We start from the raw sequence: 26,167 nt of genomic DNA, 5'->3' as shown, positions 1-26,167 counted from the left end.
GGTTACTGGACTTGGGCTCACGCCGCAGCGTCAAAGCCCGTGTCGTGAGCCATTCGCTTCAATTCGAGCAGTGCGTGCTTCTCGATCTGGCGGATTCGCTCGCGGGTCAGCCCGTGCTGCTTGCCCACTTCGGTCAGCGTCCGCTCACGGCCGTCCTCAATGCCGTACCGCATTCGGATGATGGAGGCGGTGCGGTTGTCGAGCTTGCCGATCAGGTCCTCCAGCTCCTCGCTGCGCAGCAGCGTCATCACCGACTGCTCGGGAGACACCGCCGAGGTGTCCTCCAGCAGATCGCCGAACTGCGTGTCGCCGTCGTCGTCCACGGACATGTTCAGGCTGACCGGGTCACGGGCCCAGTCCAGCACGTCACCGACCCGCGACGTGGTGGAGTCCAGCTCGGCGGCGATCTCCGCGTGCTCCGGGTCGCGCCCGTGCTCGCGGTTGAACTCGCGCTGCACCCGGCGGATCCGGCCGAGCTCCTCCACCAGGTGGACGGGGAGCCGGATCGTGCGCGACTGGTCGGCTATGGAGCGGGTGATGGCCTGCCGGATCCACCACGTCGCATACGTGGAGAACTTGAAGCCCTTGGCGTAGTCGAACTTCTCGACCGCGCGCACCAGGCCCGCATTGCCCTCCTGGATCAGGTCGAGCAGGGGCAGCCCGGCCCGCGGATACCTGCGGGCGACGGCAACCACGAGTCGGAGGTTCGACCGGATGAATACGTCCTTGGCGCGCTCGCCCTCGGCGACCAGCGCCTCCAGCTCTTCGCGCGAGGCCCCGCCGGCATCGCTCTCCACCACGCCGTCGAGGATCCGCTGTGCGAAGACGCCCGCTTCGACGGTCTGCGACAGCTCGACCTCCTTGGCGGCATCGAGCAGCGGCGTCCGCGCGATCTCGTCCAAGTACATGCCGACCAGGTCGCGATCGGCGATCTCCCCGCCCACGGCGCGAACACTGCTTGCCCGGTTGGTCCCGCCGGTGGCGGACGAACGACGGGCGACGGCACGGGTTGCCATGCGTGCTCCTTGCTGAGTAGGTCGCGACACCCTTTCGGGTGCCCAGCTTCCGATGGAAACAACGACTGGAATCCGGACAGAATTCCCATGCCTGGCATTCATTTTCGCGATCATGCAGTACCCTGTCGCGCCACCCGGGGAGGGCGCATGGCCAAGTTCGGCACGGAAACGCAGGTCAGGCCAGGTGTCGAGAGCGATTTGGAGGCCCTCACGGACATCTACGACCATGACGTACGTGAGACCGCCCTCACATTCGACACGGTTCCCTTCACTCTCGACCGGCGTCTGCCCTGGTTGCGTGCTCCCACTCCCAAGACGGCCCGCACCGGCTCCTGGTTGCTCAGGATGTCCGTAATGTCGACGGACCGGATCCCCGGATCCTGGGCTGTGCCACGAGCAGCGCCTCCCGCCACGGTGTTCCCCAGGACCGCAGCCGTTACATCCCTAGGACCACAGCCCGTTACGTCCCTAGGTCCACAGCCCCTTGCCTACCTAGGTCCACAGCCCGTTACGGGGAGCCGGTGCGGTGCCTAGCGTGACTCCGCATGGATGACACGACACGCAGGACACCCGACACCTCGGGCACGCTCGACGAAGCACTGGAGCGGCTTCACTCCTTCGGCCCCGAACGGGATGGCTGGCTCAGCAATCACGCCCCGATGGCCGTCGAGGCGCTGGTGCACCACGGCCAGGCACCCGGTGTGCACCGATGGCTGGACCACTACCGCGCGAAGCTGGAGGACATGCCCGACCGGTTCACCGAGGTGACCCCGGCCAACTGGCGCGAGGCCCTGGGCGACCCGCGCCGCATCGCCGACTGGACGGCGTACTTCGAGCGGGAGACGGCCGACCGGCCCTGGCGCGAGGTCCTCGCCGAGTGGTGGCCCCGGCTGCTCCCCGGCATCGCGGCCGGCGCCACGCACCCGGTGATCCGGGTCGGCCACTGCGTACGCACCCTGCTGGCCTCCGGGGAGAACGCGCCCCGGGTCGCGGAACTCGCCCACGGACTCGGCTACTGGGCCGCCCGCCACCAGCCGCTGCCCCCGCTGGCCTCCCTAGCCCCCGCAGCCGACGCCGCGGCCGCGCTGGACGCGGTGGACCGGGTGCCGGACCAGAGCGGCGGCATCCGGGAACGGCTCGGACAGCTCACCGCGTTCCCGCTGTGGCCGCAGCAGCCCGTGGCGGACCCCGACCTCGCCCGAGCCCGGCTGGAGGAGCTCGTACGCGCCGCGACCCACCGCTACGCGGCATACGCGCACGGCTCGCCGATCATGCTGGTGCACGCCGCCACCGCACCCAATGCCGTGCTGCGTACGCTGCCGGCGCTCCCCCGGGACCTGTGGGCGCCGAGCCTGGACGCCGCATGGGCGGCCGGCGCGGCGGTCATCGCCGCGTACTCCCCGGCCAAGCCGGCCGACTACCCGGCCGTGCCCGACGGCCTGACCCCGGAGGAGGTCTTCGCGCGGGCGGCCGCACACGGTGACGACCACACCATCAAGTTCACCGACACCGCGCTGGACGTCGGCGGCCCGACCGCGCTGGCCGCCGCGCTCCGCTCGATCGAGCTGAACCCTCCGGCGCTCTGACCCCATGCTCTGACCCTGCCATGAACCGGGGCCTGTCCGGCCGGCGAACGAGCCGCCGGACAGGCCCCGCGGGCTGCGGGGTCCCGGTCGCCCTAGCCGTACTGCAGCGAGCGCTTGGCCAGTCCCATCCAGAATCCGTCGATCACGCTGCGCCCCCGGTCGAGATCGTGCTCCGCGGCGCCCAGCGTCACGAAGAGCGGGGCGAAGTGCTCGGTGCGCGGATGGGCGAGCCGGCCCGCCGGGGACTTGTTCTCGAAGTCCAGCAGCGCGTCGATGTCCTGCGCCTGCAGTGCGCGGCTCCCCCAGTCGTCGAACTCCGCCGACCAGCCGGGGGTGCCACCGCCCTGATGCCGCAGGGCGGCCAGGTTGTGGGTGAAGAAGCCGCTGCCGACGATCAGGACGCCCTCGTCGCGCAGTGGCGCGAGCTTGCGTCCGATGTCCATCAGCTTCTGCGGGTCCAGCGTCGGCATGGAGATCTGCAGCACCGGGATGTCGGCCTCCGGGAACATCTCCACCAGCGGGACGTAGGCCCCGTGATCGAGCCCGCGGTCCGGGATGTCCTGGACCGGCGTACCGGCGCCGCGCAGCAGCTTCCGGACGCTCTCGGCCAGTCGCGGGGCGCCCGGCGCGGCGTACCGCACCTGGTAGTAGTGCTCGGGGAAGCCCCAGAAGTCGTAGACGAGCGGAATCGTCTCGGTGGAGCCGAGAGCGAGCGGGGCCTCCTCCCAGTGGGCCGAGACCATCAGAACGGCGGTGGGCCGCGGCAGCCCGGCGGACCAGGCGGCCAGCTCACCGGGCCAGACCGGGTCGTCGGCCAGCGGCGGGGCGCCGTGGGAGAGGTAGAGGGCGGGCATGCGCTCCGCAGTGACTGTCATGGCACTCCCCATCCGCTGCTGCTCAAGGTAAGTCTTCTACTGGGCCTTCAGAAGGAACACTTCTTTAACCTTCAAGTTCCCATGTTCGGAGACCTTAGCTCTATCTAGTTCAACTTTCAAGAAAAGGTCGTACAGTGGAGTACATGACCACGGCATCCACCGGTGCGCCGCGCTGGCTCACCGACGAAGAACAGAGCGTGTGGCGGGCGTACCTCCACGCCACCACGCTGCTGGAGGATCACCTCGACCGCCAGTTGCAGCGCGATGCCGGTATGCCGCACATCTACTACGGACTGCTCGTCCAGCTGTCCCAGGCGCCCCGCCGCCAGAAGCGGATGACGGAGCTGGCCAAGGACGCCAAGATCACCCGCTCCCGGCTCTCACACGCCGTCGCCCGGCTGGAGAAGAGCGGCTGGGTGCGCCGCGAGGACTGCCCGTCCGACAAGCGCGGCCAGAACGCGGTCCTCACCGACGAGGGCCACGAGATGCTCCAGCGCTCGGCACCGGGCCACGTCAGCGCCGTACGCCAGGCCATGTTCGACCGGCTCACCCCCGAGCAGGTGCGCTCGCTCGGCGAGATCATGCAGGTCATCGCGGCCGGACTGCAGCCGGAGGGCACGAACGCCGATCTGCCCTGGCTCCGCTGACCCACCGCCCACCGCACGCACCTCTGCCCCGGTTCCGCCGAACGGAACCGGGGCAGAGGCCTGTGAGGCGGCTCCAGATGGCTCTGGATGGCTCAAGGTGGCTCAGTGAGCGACGACCGGGATCTTGAACTCGTCCTCGACACCGTCGGCGGAGCCTGAACCGGAGCCGGAGCCGGTACCACCGGACGTCGTGATCGACGAGGGACGGCCGGCGTTGATGAAGGTCACCGCGATCGCGGAGGCCACCACCAGGATGCCGACGGCCCACCAGATGGCGCCGGTGAAGCCGTGCACCATCGACTGGAGCTTCAGCAGCTCCGGGTCGGTGGCACCGAGCGCGGCGTGCGAGGTGGCGTACGCCGTGGCGGCCGAGGCGGCGATGGTGTTGAGCAGCGCCGTACCGATCGCACCACCGACCTGCTGCGAGGTGTTGACCATCGCGGAGGCGACACCCGCGTCACGCGGCTCGATACCGTGCGTGGCCAGCGACATGGCGGGCATGAACGCCGTACCCATGCCCAGACCCAGCAGGAGCTGCCCCGGCAGGATGACCGCCGCGTAGGACGAGTCGATCTCCAGCTGCGTGAGCAGCAGCATGCCGATGGCGGCGGTCAGGAAGCCGGGGCCCATCAGCATGCGGGCCGGGACCCGGGTCATCAGCCGGGCGCCGATCTGCGTCGAACCGGTGATCATTCCCGCGATCATCGGGAGGAAGGCGAAACCGGTCTTGATCGGCGAGAAGCCCTGGACGACCTGCAGGTAGTACGTGAGGAAGAGGAACAGGCCGAACATCGCGATGATGGCCAGGCCCAGCGAGAGGTAGACACCACCGCGGTTGCGGTCCATCACGACGCGCAGCGGGAGCAGCGGCGACTTGACCCTGGACTCGGTCAGAACGAAGGCCAGCAGCAGCACGGCGGAGGCGACGAACGTGCCGATGGTCAGCGGGTCCGACCAGCCGCTGGACTCGACGCGGGTGAATCCGTACACCAGCGAGACCAGACCCAGCGCGGACAGGACGACGCCCGGAATGTCGAGCGAGGAACGGTTGCGGCTGCCGACCGGCTCACGGATCACGAAGTACGCGCCGACGGCGGCGACGATCGCGAACGGGATGTTGACGAAGAAGGTCCAGCGCCAGTTCAGCGTCTGGGTGAGGAAGCCGCCGAGGATCAGGCCGACGGCGCCACCACCACCGGCGATCGCACCGTAGATGCCGAACGCCTTGGCGCGCTCCTTGGCGTCGGTGAACATCACCGCGAGCAGCGAGAGCGCCGCAGGGGCGAGCAGGGCGCCGAACACACCCTGGAGTGCGCGCGAGCCGAAGAGCATGCCCTGGTTCTGAGCCGCTCCGCCGAGCGCCGAGGCCAGGGCGAAGCCGATCAGACCGACGACGAAGGTGCGCTTACGGCCCCAGAGATCGGCGATCCGGCCTCCGAAGAGCAGCAGTCCGCCGAAGGCGAGGGCGTAGGCCGTGATGACCCACTGCTTGTTGGCATCCGTGATGCCCAGGTCCGTCTGGGCGTGCGGCAGCGCGATGTTCACGATCGTGGCATCGAGCACGACCATCAGCTGAGCGAGCGCGATGAACGCCAGCGCCTTCCAGCGACTCGGATCAGGGAGTCGTATATCAGGTGTTTTTGACATGGGAGTAGCCACCTAAGAGCGCGCTCGGGCGCGCGAAGTCGTGAACCGTGAACCGTGAAAGCGGTCGTGAACCGTGGATGTGGTCGTCAACCGGGAAAGCGGTCGTGGACCGGAATGCGGGGGAGAAGGCTCGGAGAAGCTCGGTGAGGGCCTGGGCCAGGCGCGGACCAGGCGCGGACCGGGCGTGGGTCGGGCGTGGGTCGGGACGAAAGGGGTGGTCGAGGCGTGGCGGACGCGCGGCCGGGCAGCCGTCTCAGGAGCCCGGCGCGATGGTCATGTCCGGCGCCGCAGATCCTCCAAAGTCGCCGCCGTTCCGGTCAGTCGGGACCGGGCCGGGGCCTCCAGACCGTCCAGGAACACCTGGATGTGGCGGTGGGTGAACCGGTCGATGTTCATACAGGCAGTGCCTGGCAGCGGCCGGGTGAGCTGGGAGAGGGCGACCAGTACGTCACCGACGGCGATGTCGGTACGCAGGCGCCCCGCGGACATGGCACGCCCGACGAGTCCTTCGACGGCCTCTTCGAGGCGTCGCCGCTCGGCGAGCAGTTCGGGATGGTCCTTGTCGAAGCCGCCGGACAGCATCGGGCACAGCGCACCGATCCGTTCGTCGGCCGCCGCGTGCACGAAGCGACTGAGCGCAATGAAGGGGTCTCCCTCATCGTTCGCGGCTTCCTCGGCGCGATCGGTGGTGCGAGAGGTGACCGCGAGGACGACCTCATGGGTCAGTGCGGCCCGGTCGGGGAAGTTCCGGTAGAGCGTGGCGTTGCCGACACCCGCGCGGCGGGCGACCTCGTCGAGCGGCACATCCGGCCCGAACTCGACGAACATCTCGCGCGCGGCCGTCACGATCCGCTCCCGGTTGCGCAGCGCGTCGGCCCGCGGGCGGGGTGTACGCGGCTGCGCGGTTCCGGCGGCGGTACGGGCGACGGTGTCCACGACGGCACTCCTTCTCTTCCTGGCCTTCCGGCCGACCTTCCGACTGCTCTTGCGGTCCGTGCTGTTCGTGCGTGTTCGTGCGTGCGTTACTCGGGCGACCCCTCCGCGTAACCGGGGAGCATTTCCCCGCTTCGCAGAGACACAGGTTCAAACGGGGAAAGGATCCCCGGTTATTTCCCGACCCAATGTGACCTACGTCACATCACCTTGAAGCGGGAAAATCCCACCCCTTCGGCGCACCCAACGCGCGGCGCCGTACCACCCGTCACAGGCTGATCGGCAGAGCGCAGCCAGGGTCGGCCGGCTGCCGCGGCCCCGAAGGCGGCTCCATGCAGCAGCCCCGCCACCGGATACGCAAGCACCGTCACCCGGTCGCCCTTGGCGCGGCAACAGCCCTGGTCATCGCGGCGCTGGCCTCGGCCAGCAACACGCTCCCCCTTCCCAGCCGGGCCTCCGCCGGTCCGGTGTCCAGCACCGGACCGGCCGGGATCGGCCCGTGCCGGATCTCGTCGACCATGGGCGTACAAATGTCGGAGGGCATGCCGACACAGCCGGGCTACGCCCGCTCCACCGGTCAGATCCACGCACTCAATCTGATGGTCGACTTCCCGGACGCGCCGGGGAAGGAGCCGGCCATGGACCGGCTCGCCGAATTCTTCCCGCAGACCACCGACTGGTTCCGCACCAGCTCGTACGGGCGGCTCACCTACGTGCCGGAGGCCCCGGTGAAGTCCTGGCTGCGGATGCCGCTGCCGTTCTCGGGATACGGGATCGAGCGTGGATCACCGTACGAACCGGGCTACCGCCACCTCGTCAAGGACATAGTCGCCGCCGCCGACCCGAAGGTGGACTTCAGCGCGTACGACCTGGTCAACATTCTCGTCAGCCCGAACGCCGGACCCTCCGCCCTGGACACCGTGCTGTCCGTGACCTTCTCGGGCAACAACGACGCCCCGTACGCGGACGGCGTGCCGCTCGCCAACACGTCCTTCATCTACAGCCGGCAGGACGACGGCTCGGGGTCGTACGCCCAGAACGGATACCGCGTCCTCCCGCACGAGAACGGCCACGTCTTCGGCCTGCCCGACCTCTACACGATGCAGGGCGGCGGCTCCGTCGGGCACTGGGACATCATGTCCGAGGACTGGGGCGCCAACAACGACCTGCTGGGCTGGCACAAGTGGAAGCTCGGCTGGCTGGACGACAGCCAGATCAGCTGCGCCTCCGGGACCGGCACCAGCGACCACGTCCTCGAGCCGCTGGCCACCCGCGGCGGCCCGAAGCTGGCGTTCGTGCCGCTGACCGCGGAGTCCGGCTTTGCGGTGGAGGTACGGACCCAGTCGGGCAACGATCAAGCGGTCTGCCGCCCCGGCGTACTGATCTACAAGGTGAGCTCGGACATCGACACCGGCCAGGGGCCCATCTCCGTCGCGGACAGCACCAAGGACAGCAGCGGCTGCACCCGGCTGCCCAATGTGCACGCCGAACTCTCCGACGCCCCGTTCCAGCCCGGCCAGACCTTCACCGACCAGGCCAGCGGGATACGCATATCGGTGGTCGACAAGGAGGCCAAGGGGAACTACCGGGTACGGGTCACTCGCCCCTGACCGCCCGCGCCTCCCGCACCTCCCGCTCGACCGGCCCGCGCAGCTCCAGCTTGAGGATCTTTCCAGTGGCGTTGCGGGGCAATGGCTCCCTGGACACCAGCACATGCGCCGGGACCTTGAACGCGGCCAGGCTCCGCCTCACATGGGCCCGCAGGTCCTCGGTCGTGGCGACGGCACCGGGGCGGAGCCGGACGACCGCGGCGACCTCCTCGCCCAGCACCGGGTGGGCCACCCCCAAAACCGCCGCGTCCTCGACATCCGGGTGGTCGTGCAGCACGCCCTCGACCTCGACGCAGTACACGTTCTCACCGCCGCGGATCACCATGTCCTTGAGCCGGTCGACAACGCTGACCCGCCCTTCGTGGACCACCGCCAGGTCTCCGGTACGGAACCAGCCACCGCTGAACGCCTGCGCCGTCGCCGCCTCGTCCCGCCAGTAGCCCCGGACCAGCGCCTGGCCGCGCAGCCACAGCTCGCCGACCTCGCCCTCGGGCAGCACGTCACCCGCCGGACCGGCAATGCGCACCTCCGTGGTGGGGGTCGGGCGGCCGACACTGCCCGGGTGCAGCCGGTAGTCCTCGCCGAAATTCGCCATGACTCCACCACTGGTCTCGGTCAACCCGTACCCGTTGCGCGGCTCGATCCGCTCGCCGTAGCGGGCGGTCAGCCGAGCGACCAGATCCGGCGGAGCGGCGGCCCCGCCCGTGTTGAGCATCTGGAGGCTCTCCAGACCGTCTCCCTCCCGGGTGGCCGCGGCGAGCAGCTGAAGCGCGGTGGCCGGCACTCCGGCGTAGTGCGTCACCCCGTGCTCACGGATCAGCCGCAGCGCTTCCTCCGCGTCCCACTTGCGCATCAGAACGAGTGCGCCACCCGCCGACATCGCGGCATAGAAGCTGGTGAACGCGGCGACGTGGAAGAACGGGAACGTCAGCAGCGAGACCGGCGCCGGCCCCTGTCCCGGGATGACGCCCCGGCTGAGCGCGGAGGCCGCCGCGTGGAACCGCGGATTGCGCGCGGCACCCGCCTGGGCGAGCTGTGTGGCGACGGCACCCTTGGGCCTGCCGGTGGTGCCGGAGGTGTAGATGATCGTCGCGTCGTCCTCGGGCCGGATCTCGACCTCCGGCGGCGCGGCGAAGGGATCGGGCGCGGGCAGGTCCTCGTACCACTCGACCCCGCGCGGCGGCACCGCCCCGCGGGCCTCGCGCTCCTCGTCGTGAAAGACGATCACGCGCGCCTCGGAGCTACGGGCCCAGGCCGCGACCCGCGGCATCCGCTCCCCGTCGACCAGGAGCACCCGCGGTCCGGAGTCGTCGAGCGCATACGTGAACTCCTCCTCGGTCCACCAGGCGTTCAGCGGGACGGCGACCAGTCCGGCCAGCTGGACGGCCCAGAACGCGATCTGCCACTCCGGGTGATTGCGCATCGCCACCACGGCCCGGTCGCCCGGCCGAAGCCCGTACGTCTCGCTCAGCCGGCACGCCAGCGCGGATGCCGCGGCGAAGAACTCCCCGTACGAATAGCTGCGTTCCCCCGCGATCAGGAACGGCTGGTCCCCGAACGCCCAGGTGGTCTCCACGAACTCACGGAGGGTCCTGGGCCCGTCCGCATAGACGAGTGAGCCCGCCTGCGGCCCGTCCTCAGCACGTACGACGGCGAACGGGCCCCCGGGTCCGGTCAGCGCGGCCTCCACCCGGACAGCAGCCTCGGCAACAGCTGTGGCTGCCTCGGTGGCGGCGGGGGCGAGGGGCCGGGGCGCGGGGGCGGCACCAGGCTCGGAATCGAATTCGGCAGCGGCAGCGGGCTCTTCAGCCCCTTCAGCAGGCTCGGGAGCGGGTGTGGCTGGAGTCGGGTCGGTGTGCGACACGAACGACCTTTCTAAGCGCTTGCTCAGGGCTTTCGTGACGCTATGCCCGCGCCCGCACCCCGTCAAGAGATCACCCGGCACCTGGAGTGTCTGGGGTGCCTGGGTGCCTGGGCAGCCTCCCCATCACCCCACCCCCTGTCACAGGGGCTACCTCCCATCCTTGCCACTTTCACCCCCTCCCCGCCTAGGCCTTGCCCGTCCCCGGCAGCGCCTTCATCTCGTCGACCACGGCCCGCTGGGTGATCGCGGTCCGCGCGGTGACGGTGCCGGCCGCTATTCCGTCGGCCTCCCGAATCCGGACCGTGCGCTCACCGAGGTAGTCGTACGACTTCGCGTCGAAGATCCACTCCGTGCGCTCACCCGCCTCCTCGTCGACCCGCGCTATGGCGATTCCGCTCCGCCCCTCCGCGTCCTTCGCCTCGTCCACCAGCACCACACCCGGAATCTTCGCGGCAGCCCGGTACAGGGCGGCAGTCAGCTCGGGTGTCATCAACTGCTCCATCACCAGATCACCGATGACGGTGAAGGCCTCCTGGTTCCTTCCATTGCCCAGCCCCTCGGTCTCGGCATAGATCTTCTTCAGCAGCGCGTCCGGGTCGGTGGGCAAGGTCTTGAGGTAGTCGTAGCTGGGCGCGGACAGATGGGGCTCGACGTCGCTGTCCAGATCCATGCCCTCCTTCGAGGTGGTGCCGTTGTCCGCCTCGATCAGCCAGCCCTTGCGTCCGTCCGGCGACATCCACACCTCGCGCGGATGCAGCTTCTGCACCCATGTCTTCTCCTCGCCGGTGCTGAGGTTGTGTTCCGAAGCGAGCCATGACACCTGACTCTTGACGTAAATGAACTGCCCCGGCCCCGGCTCCGGCAGCGCATCCTTGCCGGCCGCCACCGAGATCCGGTCCACCGTGCCGCCCAGCCCCCGCGTCGTCCCCGGCACCACCCGCACGACAGGGGCGGGCACCAAGGCCTCCGCACCGCCCCCGCCTCCCTGCCCGAGCCCCAGCCGTCCGACGCCCACCACACCGGCCAGCACGGCCACCGCGACCGCCGCACTGATCAACGCAACCTTGCGACGGGACCGGCGCTCCACTACCGGAGGCGGCGGAAAGACCGGGATCTGCCGCAACTCAGCCTGCTGACGCGCCTGGTGCTGCTGAATCTCGTTCATCAAGTGCTCCTCAAGCGTGGTCAAGCGGTCTTGAGGCAGCTCCGGATCGCCCGGCCCCGGGAACAGCCGGGCCAGCTCCACACGGTCGAGCGGCTTTCGCCGCCGCCAAGGGGCGCGAATCATCGGTCACTCTCCTCGTTCGACCGGACCGCTGCGATGCGGTCACCCTGTACTTGTCCGCACACCCCGACCGGTTCCGCCCTGCTTCGTGAGCGCCACAGCTCCCCGTCCGTGAGCTTGCGCAGCCGGATCCGCGCCCGCGACAGCCGCGATCTCACCGTCCCGACCGGCACTCCCAGTGCCTCGGCGGCTTCCGCGTAACCGAGACCTGACCACACGCACAGCGCGAACACCTCCCGCTCGGACCGCCGCAGCTTCCCCAGCGCGACCTTCGCCGCAGCCAACTCCTCGGAATCCGCTATCCGCCCGACCAACTCGTCGGCGAAGTCCGGCAGTACGTCCCGGAGGGGCAGCCGCGCCAGGGCCCGGTCATGGCGCCGGGCCGCGCGCCCCGTATTACGCAGCACATTGACCGCGATCCCCATCAGCCACGGCCGGGGGCTCTCCCCCTCGTCCCGCAACTTCTCCCGCAGCCGCCACGCCTCCAGGAAGGTCAACGACACGACGTCCTCGGCCACGGCCCAATTCCCCGTATTACGCACGGCGTGCCGGTAGACCAGCTGCGCGTAGTCACGGAAGAGCTCCCTGAAGGCATCAGGATCTCCCGCGCGAATGCGGACATGCATCGAGTAGTTCACGTCTTGTCTTGTCCGCCCACCCTCACAAGTTCCAGTGACCCACGTCACACTCCAAGTGTCCGTGATGCGTCATCAACTCGTCGTGCGCCGCTCACGGTGAAGGACGGTGGCGACGAGGGCGCAAGCGAGCGCGATCGGCAACGGGGCGGCGAGGGCCGGATTGATGAAGTCGCCTCTGCGGTCGACGAGCATCGGCACACCCTCGGGGCGCCCCCGCCCGCGCACCTCGCCCTTTCCCTGGCCTTCGAGGAAAAGGGCGAGGAGACACCCCCACAGATAACAGACAGAGGACCGGCGCCACGGCGGCCGCCGTCACAGATACGTCCCGCCACACGGCCGGCGAAGTGTGCCACCGACAGGCCTGCCGGGTGAACCGTGAGCACGGGTACAGGGTGAGGCCCAGCACGGTCGGCGCCCCGGCGATCAGGACGGAGAGCAACGCTGCGAGATTGCGCCCTTGCCGGAGGAGATACCGCCGACTCCGCGATCACCACCGAAAACGCCTTCGCTGGACGTTGCGCAGTTGAGCATGGACATCAGGGAGACGGGAAGGCGGGGAGCCGCCATGCGCGCCGCATGGCCGGGCAGGCAGCGCCTCCCTACCGGAGGACCCCAGGCTCACAGAAATAGCAGGTCAGGAGCGGGCGCACGGCGTCCGATGCCGCCAACCCCATGGGGAGGCCCTTCGCAGGGATGAATCCGCTAGGCTGTCCCTGATCGGTCATTGGTATGTCCCGCCGCCTGCCCCAGCAGGATCGCAGAAGGCGCCACACCCTGTCCGACCAGCGGGCTTGTAGCCCTTGGCGATGACCCGTCCACCGGGTCTTCAGCAAGGCTCCCTCCAAGCCCACGCCTTCGTGGGGTCTGTGGGAAATTACGTCGCCGCAGGTCAGAGCGTGGCTACTGGCGGGCTTGCGAACGAGTCAGCCCCGAATTCCGAACGCTCCGCCAGGCTTGTCCAGGTCAGGCGGGATGGGGCGCCAGGCTTGTGCGGGCCGACCCAGACGGTCCAGCCTGAACCCTCCGCACAGCCTGCCGCCCCCTGAAGCTACCCCTTGACTCACCCATACGACGGCCACGCCTTGCTATAGAAATAGCATACCCGCAGGCTGCGGGTATGCCCACGAACCGCGCCACCTTCCCGCCCTCCACCACATGGGCCGAGCGTCGCGTCTACGCACTCCTGCTGGACGACGAGAATCGACTGATGCTGTGCGGAAGCTGCTGCGGCGGCTGGACCGTTCCCCAGTTCCCGGTCGATCCAGATGTCAGTTTCCGGGCGGCGACCACTCAATTCCTCTCGACAAGACTCCGTATCGATAATCCGCAGTACGGCCGCGTACTCGGCATCCACAAGACGAGTATGAAGGACTGCTGGGAACGGGACCGACCGACCGTTTCGCAGGTATTCATCGTGCGCGTCAGCGCCGGGGACTCGGCGTCGTTCGTGGCGATGTCGCCGCATCACGCGAGATGGGGCGCACGAGATCTCGCCCAGCACCGACGCATGATCTCCCCGGAGGGCGTCATTCTCCTTGCCCTCGGATACGTCGAGGGCTGGCTTCCCGACGGCCCAATTTCCCTGTACTGAGTCACCGAGGAGACTGAACGTGCCGCTGTACGCAATCGAGATTGGCTTGATCCGTCCAGCCCGCCGCATGTCGTGCACCGCTCGCGATCTGCAGTCCGACGGCGAGGCGTTTGAAGTGGTGGAGCAGGGCGAAGGTCTGCTCAACGACGTAGCGGAGCTTGCCGATGCCTTTGATGTTGGGTGATCCCTTGCGGGAGATGACGGGCAGGATCAGTCGGTGACGCAGCTCGTCGCGGTGCGCGTTGGAGCCGTAGCCCTTGTCGCCGAGGAGGGCTTTTGGTCGTCGACGGGGCCGGCCGGGGCGGCCCGCGACGGGTGGGATGCCGTCGACCAGGGCGAGGGTCTGTGTGACGTCGTTGACGTTGGGCGCGGTGGTGATGGCCTTGAGCGGGGTGCCGCGTCCGTCGCAGATCAAGTGGTGTTTGCTGCCCGTCTTCCGCCGGTCGACCGGCGACGGACCGGTGTCGGGCCCCCCTTTTTCGCGCGGCTGTGGGAGCCATCCACGCACGCGCGTGACCAGTCGAGTTCGCCTGCCGCGTTCAGCTCGGTGAGCAGGACCCGGTGCAACCGGTCAAAAACCTCTGCCTTCTGCCACCGGTCCAGGCGACGCCAGCACGTCTGCCCTGAGCCGAACCCCAGCTCCAGAGGCAGCAGTTGCCAGGCTATGTCGTTGTAGAGGACGAGCAGGATGCCCTGCAGGCAGAGCCGGTCCGACACCGGCGACCGCTCCGGCCACGGCGGCAGCAACGGCTCGATCAACGCCCACAACTCATCGTCCACGATCCACGGTCGAGTACCCACACCCTCACGAACGGCCGAATCGTCACACCGGTAACGCCCCACCAGCCAACATCAACAAGATCGTGTTACGAGCTCTTTAGCCGTCACATCCGCCATCATGACCCGGTCAACGAGCATGACAGGACACGGTCACAAGATCTCCGGCTGTAGTACCCGTAACCCGACCCGCTTTCACAGCCAAGCCTGAGGCGTCTCACCGACGTTTCTGGATTCGGCCGTCGAGTTCCTTCGCGAACTCCATCCAGGTCTCTGCGTACTGCCTTGCAAGGTCGACGACCAAGTCCCCATAGTGCGATGGAACTGCGGCGGCCAGCTTGGCCCACCCCTGATCCCCGAGTGCGTTTTGCTGGAGAACCCTCAGAAGGTGTCGCCCCTCCTCCTTGTGACGCAAGGATGGGTCGCGCAGAAGCTTCTCCACTAGTGAGGCGGGGGCTGGCTGCACGAGCCGCATCTTCTGCCCGGTGCGCTGCTCGCCCGACTGCGATCGATCGGCTGATTCAGCCTGATCAGCACCAGAGTGGGACGTGCCGGCTCGCTGTTCCGGCACTGGCGACTCGCCTGACATCAGGCGCTTCCTGACATCGCTCACTGTCGCCGGCGAGATTCCAGCGTGCCGCGCCACCTCGCGCAGAGATGCCTGCGGGTTCTCGGCAATCAGCTCGGCGGCCCGCCTCCGGCCTTCCACGCTGCTTAGCGGACGCACCTTGCCGTCTCTGCCGACACGCGCGCCAAGCGGCGCCGTTTCGAGTGCCGTTCGCCTCACCGTAGCGACCGCCTTCGCGCCCAATCCTGCCGCGCGCGCGATCGCCCGGTCCGACATCTCTGGATGAGAGGCGATTATCCGCGCGGCCGCGGCTCGACGATCCTCACGAGAAAGCGGAAGGCCATGCGTCACATTCGCCTCGACAGCCCGCAGAAATGCCTCCTCCGTGGTGCCTTCGAAAAGCTCAGCATCGATCGTTTCATCGCCCTTCAGGAGGGCAGCCATGAGGCGATGCATACCGTCAATGACGCGCATGCTGCGTCGATCCACGAGAATCGGCGGAAGCGGTACGTCCAGCTCCGCTAAACGGGCGACGTGATCCGCTTCCTGCCCTTCCAGGCGCGGAGACTCACCGGGCAGGAGCATGGAAATGGGAACCGAGATGATCACTCGCTCACCGCCCCTTCCGGCGATGGTCGGTTTGGTCAGACTGACGACGCGATCGGTCCGCGTGGTTTCGATGAGGTCGGCAACAATGTGACGATTCAAGCTTATCCCCCACGTAGATATGCGATCAGAATCTGGCGTCTCGCGACCCTGATCCTGTCAGTTTGAGTTGTTACAGACGAGTTCCTTCACGCTCGACACCCACCGGGGCCGTGACAGCAGGCGAATTAGTCGCGAGTGACGATAGATTCGCCTTGGCCTGAATATATGGGGCCAACGATTTCTCCAGCCGTCAAAAAAATCTGCGGCAGCAGCGATCGGAAGCGTGTGCGTTATTTGCCCGTAGCATCCACCAAGCCAGCTACGGCAACATGCTGATAAAACGCGCCCATGGCGCCATCCCCCCTCAGAATGGCCACTGATACCACCCTGCCCCCTTGGTCACAGTCAAGCAACATTCCAGAACTGGCTGCTCTTCATTCGGTCTTGGCTACGATTTGATACGACCTGCACTGGTGACGCCTCTCACGCATACGCAAGGGCGACCAACACTGGCACCATCGACCCGACCTTTGACATCGCGCACGGCCGAGCCCGGCCATCACGCAGCCTCGCACCTTCGCCAAAAAGGTCGACCCGCTTCCCCCCGAGAAGCAGGTCGCTCTACAGTGGACGGATTGAGCGATTGAGGCGTAGACCACCCGCCTCGCAGATCACCGAAAGGTTACACCATCGCCTTTGAGTGATTCAATCAGGTGGTCAGAGTTCCTTGCGCCAACCTCATGGAGTTCCTGTATGCCCGACCGCGTCTTCGACGGCAGCAAGCTGCGCGATCGCCGCGTGGCCAAGCGCCTGTCGCAGGCCGATCTGGCCGCAGGCTTGAACGTCAAGGTGAACGCCGTCTACCGCTGGGAAAACCACCTGGCCACGCCGCCGCAGGAGCGTTTGCCGGCGATCGCTGCGCTGGTCGGGGCCGAACTTGACGAGCTCTTTCCGCGGCTGGAGCCGCCCAATCTCGCCGATTTGCGCTGCGACGCCGGCATGAGACAGTCGGACACCACGTGCTACACCAACACCACGTCGCCGATGCCAATCCGTGCAGCCGAGCAGGGGAAACGCGCACTATCCGATGAGGCGGTGACGGCGCTGGCAGCCGCCTACAAGGTCACCCGCACCGAACTGTTGGCGGCACAGAAGCGATCGTTCGGCCACAGCGTGCCTGCTGTGAAGAAGACGTCGCCACAGGTCGTCAACACTGTTGCCGAGAAGATCAAGTACCTGCAGACAGAGATCTACCGCGGGACTGCGCCCCTGGACGCAGCCCTCGCCTCGGACGGCAACCGTAAGAGTGGCAGGTCTCTCCTGACGGAGGACCTGGTCAGGGACTTGCGCGCGGGTACGCTGCCGACTGCCCCGGATGACGTTCTCGATGCCCTGGCTCTGGCTTTCGACGTCCCTCCGGTGTTCTTCCGTAGCAGCGATCCGGAGATCGACCGCCTGGTCGTCTCGGCACGCGCCGTGCGCAGTCAGTTCACTGTCATGGCCGCGCGCGGCGGAGAGAGGGAGATTTCACAGGAAGCGCGGGATCAGCTCCGGGAGTTCATCAGCGACACCATGGCGGAGATCCTCGGCACCGATGCGGACAACATGCCGACGTAGCCCCCGATAGGCCCTCCCTAGCCGACCACCTCAAGGTGAGCTGTACCGCCGTCTGTGAGTGCACCGAGCGCCGCGTCCCACAGGGGTTTGCGTGACGGCGGGATCTCGTCCGGAGAGATCTCGCCGGGGGCACTGAAGCGGAATGCGGTGAGTTCACTTTCCTGCAGCACAATCGCTTCCTGCTGCTCAGTGGTGAGCGTTCCGCCGTCGAACACCCAGTAGATGTGCGGACCATCCGAAGTGTGCACATAGGCGGACAGCAGGAGGCGCCCGGGTGTCTGGTCGATACCAAGTTCTTCCTTGAGTTCACGCGTACATGCCTGTCTGGGTGTCTCGCCCTCGTCGACTCGGCCGCCTGGCAGGTTCCAGCCGTGCTTGTATCCGGGCTTGACGATGAGGTACTCGCCATCGCCGTTGGTCAGGACGGCGGCAGCCGACATGGTCGGTTGAGCAGGGCTGGCGTTCACCAGTGACTCCTTGCGTCTGGAGATCAGGCGTAGTTGGCAGTGGTGCTGGCCAGCAGGGCGCGGGCTTCGGCGTTGCGGATGCGCCTGTACGCAGCAGCCACAGCCCGCAAGTGCTGCACTTCGTGCCGTGAGTCGGTGCCGGGGTCGAAGGGGTACGGTGCTGGACCGCCTGGCTTGCCGGAAATTGCAGGGCCCCCGCACAACAGGGCTGAACGGATCCACAGCGCCTCGGCCTGGATCTCGGTGTCCTGGAAGCCATTCGGCGTGCCCTGCGCATGGTCGCGGGCCTGCTCGGCAAGGCCTGTCGGGGCTCGTCGCTGCAGTTCGAAGATCGCGTCGCGGATGTCGACCGTGAAACGGTTGAGCCGCACGAGCAAGGAAGCATCAGGGCTCGCGAACACGTCACGGAAGGTATCGAGGGCCTGGCCGAACGGCAGACGCGCGAAGAGCCGGCTGGGCCGGTAGCGGACGACGTCAGGTGCGGCCATCGCCAACTCCCTCCAGAGCCAGTGCAGCGAGAGGAGGCTGCGGGCCGCCCGGTATCGCTCGGCCCCCGCTCGGCTGACGGGCGCAATGGCGCCGATCCCCCAGAGTAGCGAGAACAGGTAGAGCAAGGAATCGGTAAGTGTCTCCTGGGCTTGGCTGGTGCTGTCGGACACCGCCGTAACAGTGATCGTCACGACGAAGGCGGTACGCAGCAGCACGTAGAGCACAGCCAGGACCATCGCGCAGGACATAAGGATCATGCCTATACGGACCGACCGAATCGGAGTTACTCGGGCTGCGCCGCCCCACTGGACGGCGCAGACCGCGGCGGCGGCACCCATGTAGACGTAGAACAGACCCATGTAGATCGGCAGGCCCAGATCTCCTTCATGGCGCTCCAGGAAGAACAGGGTTCTGGTGTCCGGCGGGTTCAGTAGGAAAATGAACACGGCCGCCATAACGGCGATCGTGCCGCCCGAGGCGCGCGTGGCAACCCGATGGACGACGGCGGATACGCGGGCGCTACGTCGCGCGCCTACGGCGCGATCGGCGTCCGTGTAGACCGCAGTGACGTAGCGCAGCAGGACGCAGATCCCTACAATCGCCGTGGCGTGCTTGACCAGGAAGCCGAGATCGAGGATGCCCGTCGCATCCAGGAGATCGTTGGCAGTCGATGTTCGGCACAACCAGCTCACCGCAAGTGCGGCGAATGCACCCCACAGTGAACGCTCGCGACGGCGCCCGCTCCAGGCAGACTTGACTCTCAGGACGGCCTGAATGAGCAGAATGCTTGCGATCGCGTAGGCGAACGCATCGGTCACGGTCATGGCTTCCTTAAAGCGGGGTATCGCTACTGAACGGGTAGGCGAAGTCTTCGGCGAGGCGTCGGGCCACGGAGTCTTCGATCAGGTTGGAGCTGTTGGCTCGCTGGCTGATGAGGGAGGCCGCGTCCTCGGTGCGCTTCTCAATCGCGGTGTCGTAGCGGCGCCGTCCGGCGGCTTGGCCAGCGGCTACCAGCTGCTCGACTCGCGCTGGTGTGAGGTCTCGCAGGACCTCGTCGGTACCAACGACACCGGTGGCATCCTCCGCCCAGAGGTGGACGAGCTCATGCACTTGTATCTGGAGCTCGTGTGAGGGCGAACCGCCCTTGAGGTGAAGGATCAGGTCGAATGGCCGGGTATCGTGCCTGATCCAAAGACCGCAAAATCCGGTGAGATTGGCTAGATGGGCCGGCATCGGCTTCAGAACGATGCGCCGACCTCGAGCCTGCTCGATATTCGCAACAAACTGATCGAGATCGAAAGGCCGCGGGATCGGCATAGAGGCCACCAGGCCCTCGGTCTCACGCCGCAGCAGACGCTGTTTACGCCGGGTCCGTATCTGGTCGAGAGCTCTGTTCATAAGCCCCACGCCACGTTCTTCCTTCGACGCCCGCGTCATCGTTCACCCCCAAGCCTCGCCACAGTCATCCCCCGAACAATACCCTGCCCCTTTTCCCCGAAAGGGGGCAGGGCACAGACCTTACGCCTGGCCCTATCGGCCCGACCGCGTCCCATTTGCCAGCATATTTCAAGAATGGGGCCAGAGTCCGGACGGACTGCGACGCCCCACCGAGTATCGCGCTAAGCGCCTCCCCCCAATTACACCTACGGCCTGCGGGCTGGACCTACGAACATGGTGGCCACGATAAGCATGTAGCAGCGGTGACAGGAAGCAGATTTTTCAGCGAGGCCGAGAAAACTTGGCCAAAAACATAGTCAACCGGAATTGGAACCCAACGGGAAATACATGACCAAACTGCACCAACTCCTGCCCACCCCTCCCAAAGCGGAGGAAAAAAGGAATGTTTCACCGCCTGATGCAATGGTCTGCCCCATGCGCTTATTAACCAGAAACAGCAGCGCCCCGGGATAAGGTCATTCATTGGCCGTCACTACTGTAGAGATCTTCAATGGCTCAGGTTGCCTCGACTGGAAGCCGATGCCGGTCTTGGCGATGAGGCCATCGATGAGCCCGGGTGGCTACTGCATCCGTTTGCGGCGGGTCTCCACCAGTGCGGGTGAGCCGGTCGGGACTGTGTCTGGCGAGGTTGACCAGCAGGTCTCAGGTGTGACCACACGTCCTCAACCGGGTTGAACACGGGGGCGTAGGTGCGTAGTTGGTAGATGATCAGTCATAATCGGGCGTCGATCAGCTGCCGCATGGCGCGTGTCGGCGTACGGCCATATTTGGCCCTGGCAAGCTTTCGTAAAGTTGAGATATACCCCCTCTGCTCCGGGAATTGGCGTCGGAGCAGAGTCATGAGAATGATGCGGCGACGGGGCAGTAGAACTCCTGGGCATTCCGACCATGATCCACTTCTGGAGCTTGAGGTCGGCGACGCGGTCGTCGTTGACACCGGAGTAGAACAGGGTGGTGATTGCCCTAGCCGACGACCGCGGGTTGGTCCTCGCGGATGGCGTCGGCCAGGCCAACCAAGGTGGGAGGCAGGGAGCCGTTCGAGCCAGCATGCCAGCAAGGCGGTGCCGCGGGAGTCGAGCACGGCAGCGAACTCACTTACCAGGCCGTGGGTTTAAGAGGATGTCTCACGTGGCTGTTCCGCTGATGCGGCATGATGTTGGATCGTGGGTGCTGATCTGTCGCGTCGGCTGGTGCCGGACGAACTGTGGGAGCTGACCGCTCCGTTGTTGCCGAGGTTCACGTCCCGTCCGCAGGGTGGTGGTACGGCTCCGGTGGACGAGCGGGCGGTGTTCACGGCCGTGGTGTACGTGCTGACGAGTGGGTGTGCGTGGCGGTATCTACCGGAGTCGTTCGGTGTCTCACCGGCCACCGCGCACCGCCGGTTCACGGTGTGGACCGAGGCCGGGTTGTGGCGCAGGCTGCACCGGGCGGTGCTGGACGAACTCGGCGCCCGGGGTGAGCTGGACTGGTCGTCCGCGATCGTCGATGCCGCGTCGGTCCGGGCAAAAAGGGGGGCTCGCTGACCGGGCCGAATCCGGTCGATCGCGGTAAGAAGGGCAGCAAACTCCACGTGCTGTCCGAGGCCCAGGGCCTGCTGCTGGCCGTGGCGGTGTCCGGCGCCAACCTGCACGACAGCCAAGCGTTCAAGGCGTTGATTCTCGGCATCCCCGCCGTCCGGTCCCGGCGCGGACCACGTCGGAGGAAGCCGGTGAAGGTCCGTGCGGACAAGGCGTACTACTCCGCCGAGCACCTCCGCTGGCTCCGCGGCCGCAACCTCATCGCACGGATCGCCCGCCCCGGTATCGAGTCCGGCGAGCGGCTCGGCCAGCACCGCTGGAAGATCGAGCGGTCGATCTCCTGGCTCTTCGGATACCGACGCCTCACCGTCCGGTACGAACGAAAAGGCAGCCACTTCCTCGCCTTTCTCGGCCTCGCCGCAGCCCTCACCTGCTACAAGAGACTCGCGAAGCTCGCCACGTGAGACATCCTCTTAGTACTACGTTCGGCGGCACTTCATTCCCGTGAGCCTTACTTGATGGCAAACTGGAGCGAGTCTCCACGGTCCACCCGCGTCCGAAAGAGTGGGTTAGGCGCCCTCCGGGCACACTGCACTCCGGTGCTGACAACGCCGCCGAGCGGCCTGCAATATTCAGTTGACAGCCGGCTCTTGGCCGTTTGAAACGTTCCGGCGCTCGCTCAGGGAAGCTTCGGCAGCCCGGCCATGAGCCATCGCTATGGAATATCTGTGAACCGTCCTGCTCGTGTAACGCAGCGAGCCGGGCCAAGTGCCCGAGCCGCCTCGGCTCTCGAAGGGGATCAACATGCTCGTACCCAGCATCGCGCCCGTAAACTTCGCGTCACGAGCCAGTACGCCAGCTCCTGAGGGCCGCGGCCGATGAAGAGTGCCGCGGTCATCGGCACCGGCGCGATAGGCACCTCTATCGCACTCGCCCTCACCCGCACCGGTGTGTCGGTTCATTTGGACGACGTCAACAGCACGGCGGCCAGGACCGCCGAAGCCATGGGCGCGGGTTTCTTCCAGGCACCGGACGAGCAAGTGGACCTCGCCGTGCTTGCGGTGCCCCCGGCACATATCGCCCCGGTGCTCACGCGCCTGCAGCACATTGGGCTCGCACGCGCCTACACAGATGTCGCCAGTGTCAAGGCGCGCACGCACGACGAGATGCGGGCGGCGAGCACCGACCTGTCCACCTATATCGGGGGACACCCACTCGCCGGCACGGAACGCTCCGGCCCGCTGGCTGCTCGAGCCGATCTCTTTGAAGGCCGACCCTGGGTCCTCACTCCCTCAACACAGACCGAGCAGTCGGTCGTCAACTACTCCCTGGAGCTGGTCACGCTGTGCGCCGGCACTCCGGTCATCATGGACGCCGTCTCGCACGACCGCGCCGTCGCTCTCACCTCTCATGCCCCACACCTGGTCTCCTCGCTGATGGCGGCTCAACTCACCCACGCCACAGAGGCGAGCATCCGTGTCTCAGGGCAAGGCTTGCGGGATGTAACCCGCATCGCAGCGGGGGATCCCGGGCTCTGGGGGGACATCCTCAACACCAACGCCGAGGCGGTGGCGGACGTCCTCGACGCGTACGCAGCCGACCTGGATAGGGCCATCGCCGCGCTGCGCGCCCTGGCCGCTGGCGATCCGGAGGTGCAGAAGCGCGCGACGGACGACGTGGAGGAGCTACTCGAACGCGGCAACCAGGGGCACACCCGCATCGAGCACAAACCAGGTACGACGCTCGTCGATCTCTCCACAGTGACCGTGGCCATTCCCGATCAACCGAAGTCGTTGGCCCGAGTGTTCACGGCCGTGGGTGAGATCGGGGTGAACATCGAGGACATCCGCATCGAGCACTCTCCCGGGCACGGCCAAGGGCTCGTCGAACTCCACGTGCACCAAGGTTCGGCCGCGAAGCTGGCCCGTCTGCTGGGCGCGGGCGGCTGGGCAGTCTCACACTGACATCGGCGCGCGCTGCGGACAAGCCGAGCGGCCCGATCCTCCCACGGGGTTCCCCTAAGCGTAGAAACAGCTCTACGGCGCCGCCCATGAAGGACAGCGCCGCAGGCGCTGGAGCACGGTCTCCTCAGCGGCCCTGCCAGCGAGGTTCGCGCTGTTCGGCGAAGGCCAGCGGACCTTCGATGGCGTCTTCGCTGTGACGACGGCGCTGTTCCCACTCGTACGCCGTGGTGAACGCCTCTTCCAGGGGCATGTCCACCGAACTCATCACGGCCTCCTTGATGGCCCGGACAGCCAACGGGGCACTGCGCAGCAAGTCACCAGTCCACGCATCCACGCAGTCGTCGAGCTGCTCAGGTGGAACCACCTCGTTGACCAGACCGAACTGCTGCGCGACCTGCACCGTCATACGGCGGCCAGTCAGCAGGTAGCCCATCGCAGCCTTCAGAGGGATCTGTCTGGCCAGTCTGAAGGCCCCGCCAGCGCCGGGGACCAGCCCCAACCGGGCCTCCGGCAGAGCGAACACCGCCTGGTCGGATGCGATGACGAAGTCACACGCCAGTGCCAGCTCGAATCCCCCACCTAGCGCGTAACCATTGACCCTGGCGATCACTGGTTTGGTCAGGTTGAACCGCTCGGTCAGCCGCGGCCAGCCGGGCTGTCCGCGGCTCCCGAAGGTCGACCGCGGCACCCCTTCCCGATCTAGGCGAGCTCGCTCTCGCAGGTCCTGTCCGACCGAGAAGGAGCGGTCGCCCGCCCCGGTCAGCACCACGACCCGAACCTCGTCGTCCGCCTCGACGTCGTCCCATATGTCAGCCAGCTCCGCGTGCATCCGCAAGTCCATGGCATTGAGTACAGCCGGACGGTTGAACGTGACCCGGGCGACGTGGTCCTTCTTCTCGTACATGACGTGTGGCTCCTGCGGTCCGCTCACCGCGGGCTCGCCTCCTTGGCCGCTGAGAAGCGTCCCACCTTGTCGAGCACGTCCGCGCTGTACAGCCGAAGTGCCTGCTGGAGCGCGAACTCGGCCATGTAGCGGCGGAAGTCATCCACCGGCTCCTCTGCCAGGTTGAGCATCCGCCGATTGGCAACCACCGCCGGGCCCCGGAGCCGCTCGATGCTGCGCTCGATCGCGAGGTCCAGGTCATCGTTCTCGTGAACCTCGTCGAGCAGTAGCCGTGCATCGGGCTCACCCGCCCATATCCTGCGGCCTTCCAGGACAACCTGCCGGGAGAGCCTGGATCCCACAGCCCTGCCCAGACGGAAGTTGGCAGCGCCGGGAATGATCCCCTCTTTCGCCGCGGGAAGACTGACGAATGCGTCCGACGCCGCGATCACGTGGTCGAAGACGAGCAGGAGCTGGGCACCGCCGCCGATGGCGAAGGTGTCCACCGCAGCAACCCAGGGCTTCTCGACGGTCTTCGCCTGCCAGGCGGCGCCGTCGTCGACGAGCAGTCCGCGCAGGATCTTGTGGATGTACCCGAGTTCGCGTCGCAACAGGAAGTCGACCAGGGAAATGCTACCCCCGTGTAGGGACTTGAGGTTGATGCCGGCGCTGAACACTCGCTTGCCGCGGTAGCGCGGGTGGGTCATCTTGCCGCCCCGCAGCAGACAGACCTCCACACCAGGGTCCAGCAGAGCGAGGTCGACCGCCGTCTCCATGTCCTCGATCTGCCGGTTGTCCTCCGCGTTCAGGCAGTCTTCGCGGCACATGGTCAAGTGGGCCGTACCGTTGACGCGTTCCAGCCTGACGGATCCCAGATCTGCGGTGCCCACCTTGGTGAACTCCGGCAACCGGGCGAGCGCCCTGGGCGTCGGGCGCAGCATGGCGTCGATCAGGTGCGGGCCGGACAGCCGCGAGCGCAGGGCCCTGCTGATGAAGATGCCCTGGTCGATCTCATGGCCCTCCTTACTTGCCTGCGGTCGGACGCGCTCGACCTCGAGCCTCTCGGCGTCGGGCACAAGGCCTGGGAACGCCGTGGCTGCGGCCTCGACCAGTTCGTCCACCCGAAGGTACCGAGTGCGGCCCTCGGTGAGTTCTTCATAGACGGCGTCGGCATGGGTGTCCAGGAAGGCGGCCCGCAGCGCCCGAGTGGCACCGATCGCCGCCGTGGCCACGAGTCGTTGCGACGATGTTCGTTGCTCCGGCTCGGGCAAGCTCGCGAGCAGTTGGTCCGTGCGCGCTGCGGCCTCGGCGAGCGCCGAACGTGCAGCTTCCAGGTCCGCGTGTACGTCGTGGAGTTCCGTTCGGAGTTCAGCCGTGCTCATGAGGTCACCTCGCCAGCGGCTCGGCGCAGGGCGCGATCGCAAGCGGCCAGGTGAACGCCCAGAGCGTCGTCGAAGCTTGTGGTCGGTGCGTCGATCATCAGCTGTCGCCGGATGGCGAGTTCAGATCCCGAGATGGCCCCGGCACGCTCGCGCGCAAGGGCCAGGGCGGTCGCCACGTCGTCCGCCAGCTCGTCGACCAGGTTCAGGGCCAGCGCATCGGCCGCTTCGACGGGTGTTCCGAAGAGCACCGCCCGGCGGATCACGGCGGCGTTCGGTCCCCGCTGCGCGAGACGGTAGAGCGCCATTCCCGGCCAGGTGGCCCCGTCTTCGACGGGCACCGTGAGGCATACGGAGGCAGTCGCAATCCGATAGTCGGTCGCCAACAGCGCCTCCAGGGCCAGGCCCCCGCAGTCGCCGTCGGCGATCGCGATGGTGGCCGCGGGCAGCCGCTCCAGACGGCGCAGCGCGCGTTCCCACTTGCTCACCAAGGCCACCGTCAGATCTCCGGGCCGCGGCTGCCCTACCGGCGCGCCGGACACGTGGACGATGCCCCTGGTCTGCTCTGCTCGGTCCTCGACGCTGTCGCAGAACGCTGCGACAGCTGCCACCTGCTCAGCCGACAGTCTCTGGCGTCCGTCGATTCGCAACACCTGGTCGTCCACGTTCTTCTGGGCTGCGGCCTTGGTCACCACGGTCCCATTTCTC

General features: G+C 67.1%; 24 protein-coding genes and 2 pseudogenes. 8 read left to right on the top strand and 18 right to left on the bottom strand.

The features are described 5' to 3' along the window. Positions 1-17: 17 nt before the first annotated feature. Positions 18-1,016, bottom strand: a complete 999-nt coding sequence (locus tag OG322_RS21820) for a sigma-70 family RNA polymerase sigma factor (protein WP_123459896.1) — start codon at positions 1,014-1,016, stop codon at positions 18-20. A gap of 147 nt (positions 1,017-1,163) precedes the next feature. On the opposite strand from OG322_RS21820, the pseudogene OG322_RS21815 reads away from it, so the two are divergent. Together OG322_RS21815 and OG322_RS21810 are read left to right on the top strand one after the other, a co-directional pair. Further along, positions 1,164-1,426: pseudogene (locus OG322_RS21815) on the top strand (GNAT family N-acetyltransferase); the annotation flags it as partial. A 135-nt stretch (positions 1,427-1,561) separates the two neighbouring features. After that, positions 1,562-2,602: a questin oxidase family protein gene (locus tag OG322_RS21810; RefSeq protein WP_329306813.1), complete on the top strand. Its 1,041-nt coding sequence runs from the start codon at positions 1,562-1,564 to the stop codon at positions 2,600-2,602. Positions 2,603-2,694: 92 nt separating this feature from the next. Here OG322_RS21810 and OG322_RS21805 read toward each other — a convergent pair whose 3' ends face one another. Continuing rightward, the gene (locus OG322_RS21805) at positions 2,695-3,477 is read right to left on the bottom strand and encodes a dioxygenase family protein (RefSeq protein WP_123459898.1); all 783 of its coding nucleotides are present in this window, start codon (positions 3,475-3,477) and stop codon (positions 2,695-2,697) included. Positions 3,478-3,611: 134 nt separating this feature from the next. Between OG322_RS21805 and OG322_RS21800 the strand changes: the two genes are divergently transcribed. Next, positions 3,612-4,124, top strand: a complete 513-nt coding sequence (locus tag OG322_RS21800; protein ID WP_185095302.1) for a MarR family winged helix-turn-helix transcriptional regulator — start codon at positions 3,612-3,614, stop codon at positions 4,122-4,124. 102 nt (positions 4,125-4,226) lie between these two features. Here the strand turns inward: OG322_RS21800 and OG322_RS21795 are convergent, their stop codons facing one another. Beyond that, entirely contained in the window at positions 4,227-5,771 is a 1,545-nt protein-coding gene (locus tag OG322_RS21795; RefSeq protein ID WP_124284242.1) for an MFS transporter, read from the bottom strand. Positions 5,772-6,044: 273 nt separating this feature from the next. Continuing rightward, positions 6,045-6,707 carry a TetR/AcrR family transcriptional regulator gene (locus tag OG322_RS21790; RefSeq protein ID WP_123459900.1) on the bottom strand — a complete coding sequence of 221 codons (663 nt, stop codon included), beginning with the start codon at positions 6,705-6,707 and terminating at the stop codon, positions 6,045-6,047. A 329-nt stretch (positions 6,708-7,036) separates the two neighbouring features. On the opposite strand from OG322_RS21790, the gene OG322_RS21785 reads away from it, so the two are divergent. After that, on the top strand, positions 7,037-8,314 hold the full coding sequence (locus tag OG322_RS21785) for a M6 family metalloprotease domain-containing protein (RefSeq protein WP_123459901.1): 1,278 nt from the start codon (positions 7,037-7,039) through the stop codon (positions 8,312-8,314). On the opposite strand, the gene OG322_RS21780 is transcribed toward OG322_RS21785, so the two are convergent. The 4 genes from OG322_RS21780 to OG322_RS21765 all read right to left on the bottom strand — a co-directional run bounded on the left by OG322_RS21780 (position 8,301) and on the right by OG322_RS21765 (position 12,326). Continuing rightward, a complete protein-coding gene (locus OG322_RS21780) occupies positions 8,301-10,004 on the bottom strand; it encodes a class I adenylate-forming enzyme family protein (RefSeq protein ID WP_329306812.1) in 1,704 nt (567 codons plus the stop codon). The genes OG322_RS21785 and OG322_RS21780 overlap by 14 nt on opposite strands. A 358-nt stretch (positions 10,005-10,362) precedes the next feature. Continuing rightward, complete coding sequence (locus OG322_RS21775; RefSeq protein WP_277426227.1) at positions 10,363-11,466, bottom strand: CU044_5270 family protein; 1,104 nt, start codon at positions 11,464-11,466, stop codon at positions 10,363-10,365. Next, positions 11,463-12,089: an RNA polymerase sigma factor gene (locus OG322_RS21770; RefSeq protein WP_443066597.1), complete on the bottom strand. Its 627-nt coding sequence runs from the start codon at positions 12,087-12,089 to the stop codon at positions 11,463-11,465. Before OG322_RS21770 ends, OG322_RS21775 begins: the two co-directional genes overlap by 4 nt. Before the next feature lie 84 nt (positions 12,090-12,173). Continuing rightward, entirely contained in the window at positions 12,174-12,326 is a 153-nt protein-coding gene (locus tag OG322_RS21765) for a hypothetical protein (protein ID WP_241200006.1), read from the bottom strand. Positions 12,327-13,218: 892 nt separating this feature from the next. Here OG322_RS21765 and OG322_RS21760 point away from each other — a divergent pair. Next, positions 13,219-13,692 carry a hypothetical protein gene (locus OG322_RS21760; RefSeq protein ID WP_266411785.1) on the top strand — a complete coding sequence of 158 codons (474 nt, stop codon included), beginning with the start codon at positions 13,219-13,221 and terminating at the stop codon, positions 13,690-13,692. A gap of 1 nt (position 13,693) precedes the next feature. Here the strand turns inward: OG322_RS21760 and OG322_RS21755 are convergent, their stop codons facing one another. The 3 genes from OG322_RS21755 to OG322_RS21745 all read right to left on the bottom strand — a co-directional run bounded on the left by OG322_RS21755 (position 13,694) and on the right by OG322_RS21745 (position 15,745). After that, a complete protein-coding gene (locus OG322_RS21755; protein WP_266411784.1) occupies positions 13,694-14,107 on the bottom strand; it encodes a transposase in 414 nt (137 codons plus the stop codon). Continuing rightward, positions 14,104-14,472: a transposase gene (locus tag OG322_RS21750; protein WP_266411783.1), complete on the bottom strand. Its 369-nt coding sequence runs from the start codon at positions 14,470-14,472 to the stop codon at positions 14,104-14,106. Before OG322_RS21750 ends, OG322_RS21755 begins: the two co-directional genes overlap by 4 nt. Positions 14,473-14,686: 214 nt before the next feature. Beyond that, positions 14,687-15,745 (bottom strand): ParB/RepB/Spo0J family partition protein, encoded by a 1,059-nt coding sequence (locus OG322_RS21745; RefSeq protein ID WP_266411781.1) that lies wholly within the window; start codon positions 15,743-15,745, stop codon positions 14,687-14,689. 693 nt (positions 15,746-16,438) lie between these two features. Between OG322_RS21745 and OG322_RS21740 the strand changes: the two genes are divergently transcribed. Then, the gene (locus OG322_RS21740) at positions 16,439-17,302 is read left to right on the top strand and encodes a helix-turn-helix domain-containing protein (protein WP_266411780.1); all 864 of its coding nucleotides are present in this window, start codon (positions 16,439-16,441) and stop codon (positions 17,300-17,302) included. Positions 17,303-17,319: 17 nt separating this feature from the next. On the opposite strand, the gene OG322_RS21735 is transcribed toward OG322_RS21740, so the two are convergent. The 4 genes and pseudogenes from OG322_RS21735 to OG322_RS41615 all read right to left on the bottom strand — a co-directional run. Continuing rightward, positions 17,320-17,769, bottom strand: a complete 450-nt coding sequence (locus OG322_RS21735) for an NUDIX domain-containing protein (protein ID WP_266411779.1) — start codon at positions 17,767-17,769, stop codon at positions 17,320-17,322. A gap of 23 nt (positions 17,770-17,792) precedes the next feature. Then, complete coding sequence (locus tag OG322_RS21730) at positions 17,793-19,082, bottom strand: MAB_1171c family putative transporter (RefSeq protein WP_266411778.1); 1,290 nt, start codon at positions 19,080-19,082, stop codon at positions 17,793-17,795. A gap of 7 nt (positions 19,083-19,089) precedes the next feature. After that, the gene (locus OG322_RS21725) at positions 19,090-19,665 is read right to left on the bottom strand and encodes a hypothetical protein (protein ID WP_266411777.1); all 576 of its coding nucleotides are present in this window, start codon (positions 19,663-19,665) and stop codon (positions 19,090-19,092) included. A 611-nt stretch (positions 19,666-20,276) separates the two neighbouring features. After that, positions 20,277-20,467 (bottom strand): annotated as a pseudogene (locus OG322_RS41615) (IS630 family transposase); the annotation flags it as partial. 412 nt (positions 20,468-20,879) lie between these two features. On the opposite strand from OG322_RS41615, the gene OG322_RS21720 reads away from it, so the two are divergent. Together OG322_RS21720 and OG322_RS21715 are read left to right on the top strand one after the other, a co-directional pair. Next, positions 20,880-21,697, top strand: a protein-coding gene (locus OG322_RS21720) for an IS5 family transposase (protein ID WP_266411776.1) whose coding sequence is annotated in 2 segments (ribosomal slippage) — positions 20,880-21,219 and positions 21,219-21,697 — 819 coding nt in all. Because the reading frame shifts where the segments join, the coding sequence is not laid out codon by codon here. 414 nt (positions 21,698-22,111) lie between these two features. Continuing rightward, positions 22,112-23,197, top strand: a complete 1,086-nt coding sequence (locus OG322_RS21715; protein WP_266411775.1) for a prephenate dehydrogenase — start codon at positions 22,112-22,114, stop codon at positions 23,195-23,197. 124 nt (positions 23,198-23,321) lie between these two features. Here OG322_RS21715 and dpgD read toward each other — a convergent pair whose 3' ends face one another. Genes dpgD through dpgB form a run of 3 tightly spaced genes read right to left on the bottom strand, consistent with a single transcriptional unit; the run spans position 23,322 to position 26,154 of the window. Continuing rightward, positions 23,322-24,101 (bottom strand): enoyl-CoA-hydratase DpgD, encoded by a 780-nt coding sequence (gene dpgD, locus OG322_RS21710; RefSeq protein WP_266411774.1) that lies wholly within the window; start codon positions 24,099-24,101, stop codon positions 23,322-23,324. Between the two features lie 23 nt (positions 24,102-24,124). Continuing rightward, positions 24,125-25,462, bottom strand: a complete 1,338-nt coding sequence (dpgC, locus tag OG322_RS21705) for a (3,5-dihydroxyphenyl)acetyl-CoA 1,2-dioxygenase DpgC (RefSeq protein WP_323179824.1) — start codon at positions 25,460-25,462, stop codon at positions 24,125-24,127. Beyond that, positions 25,459-26,154, bottom strand: coding sequence for an enoyl-CoA-hydratase DpgB (gene dpgB, locus OG322_RS21700; RefSeq protein ID WP_266411772.1), 696 nt, complete (start codon positions 26,152-26,154; stop codon positions 25,459-25,461). Before dpgB ends, dpgC begins: the two co-directional genes overlap by 4 nt. Between the last annotated feature and the right edge of the window lie 13 nt (positions 26,155-26,167).

This window comes from Streptomyces sp. NBC_01260 (assembly GCF_036226405.1).
Lineage (GTDB): Bacteria > Actinomycetota > Actinomycetes > Streptomycetales > Streptomycetaceae > Streptomyces > Streptomyces laculatispora.
This window is presented reverse-complemented; position numbering and strand designations above follow the sequence as displayed.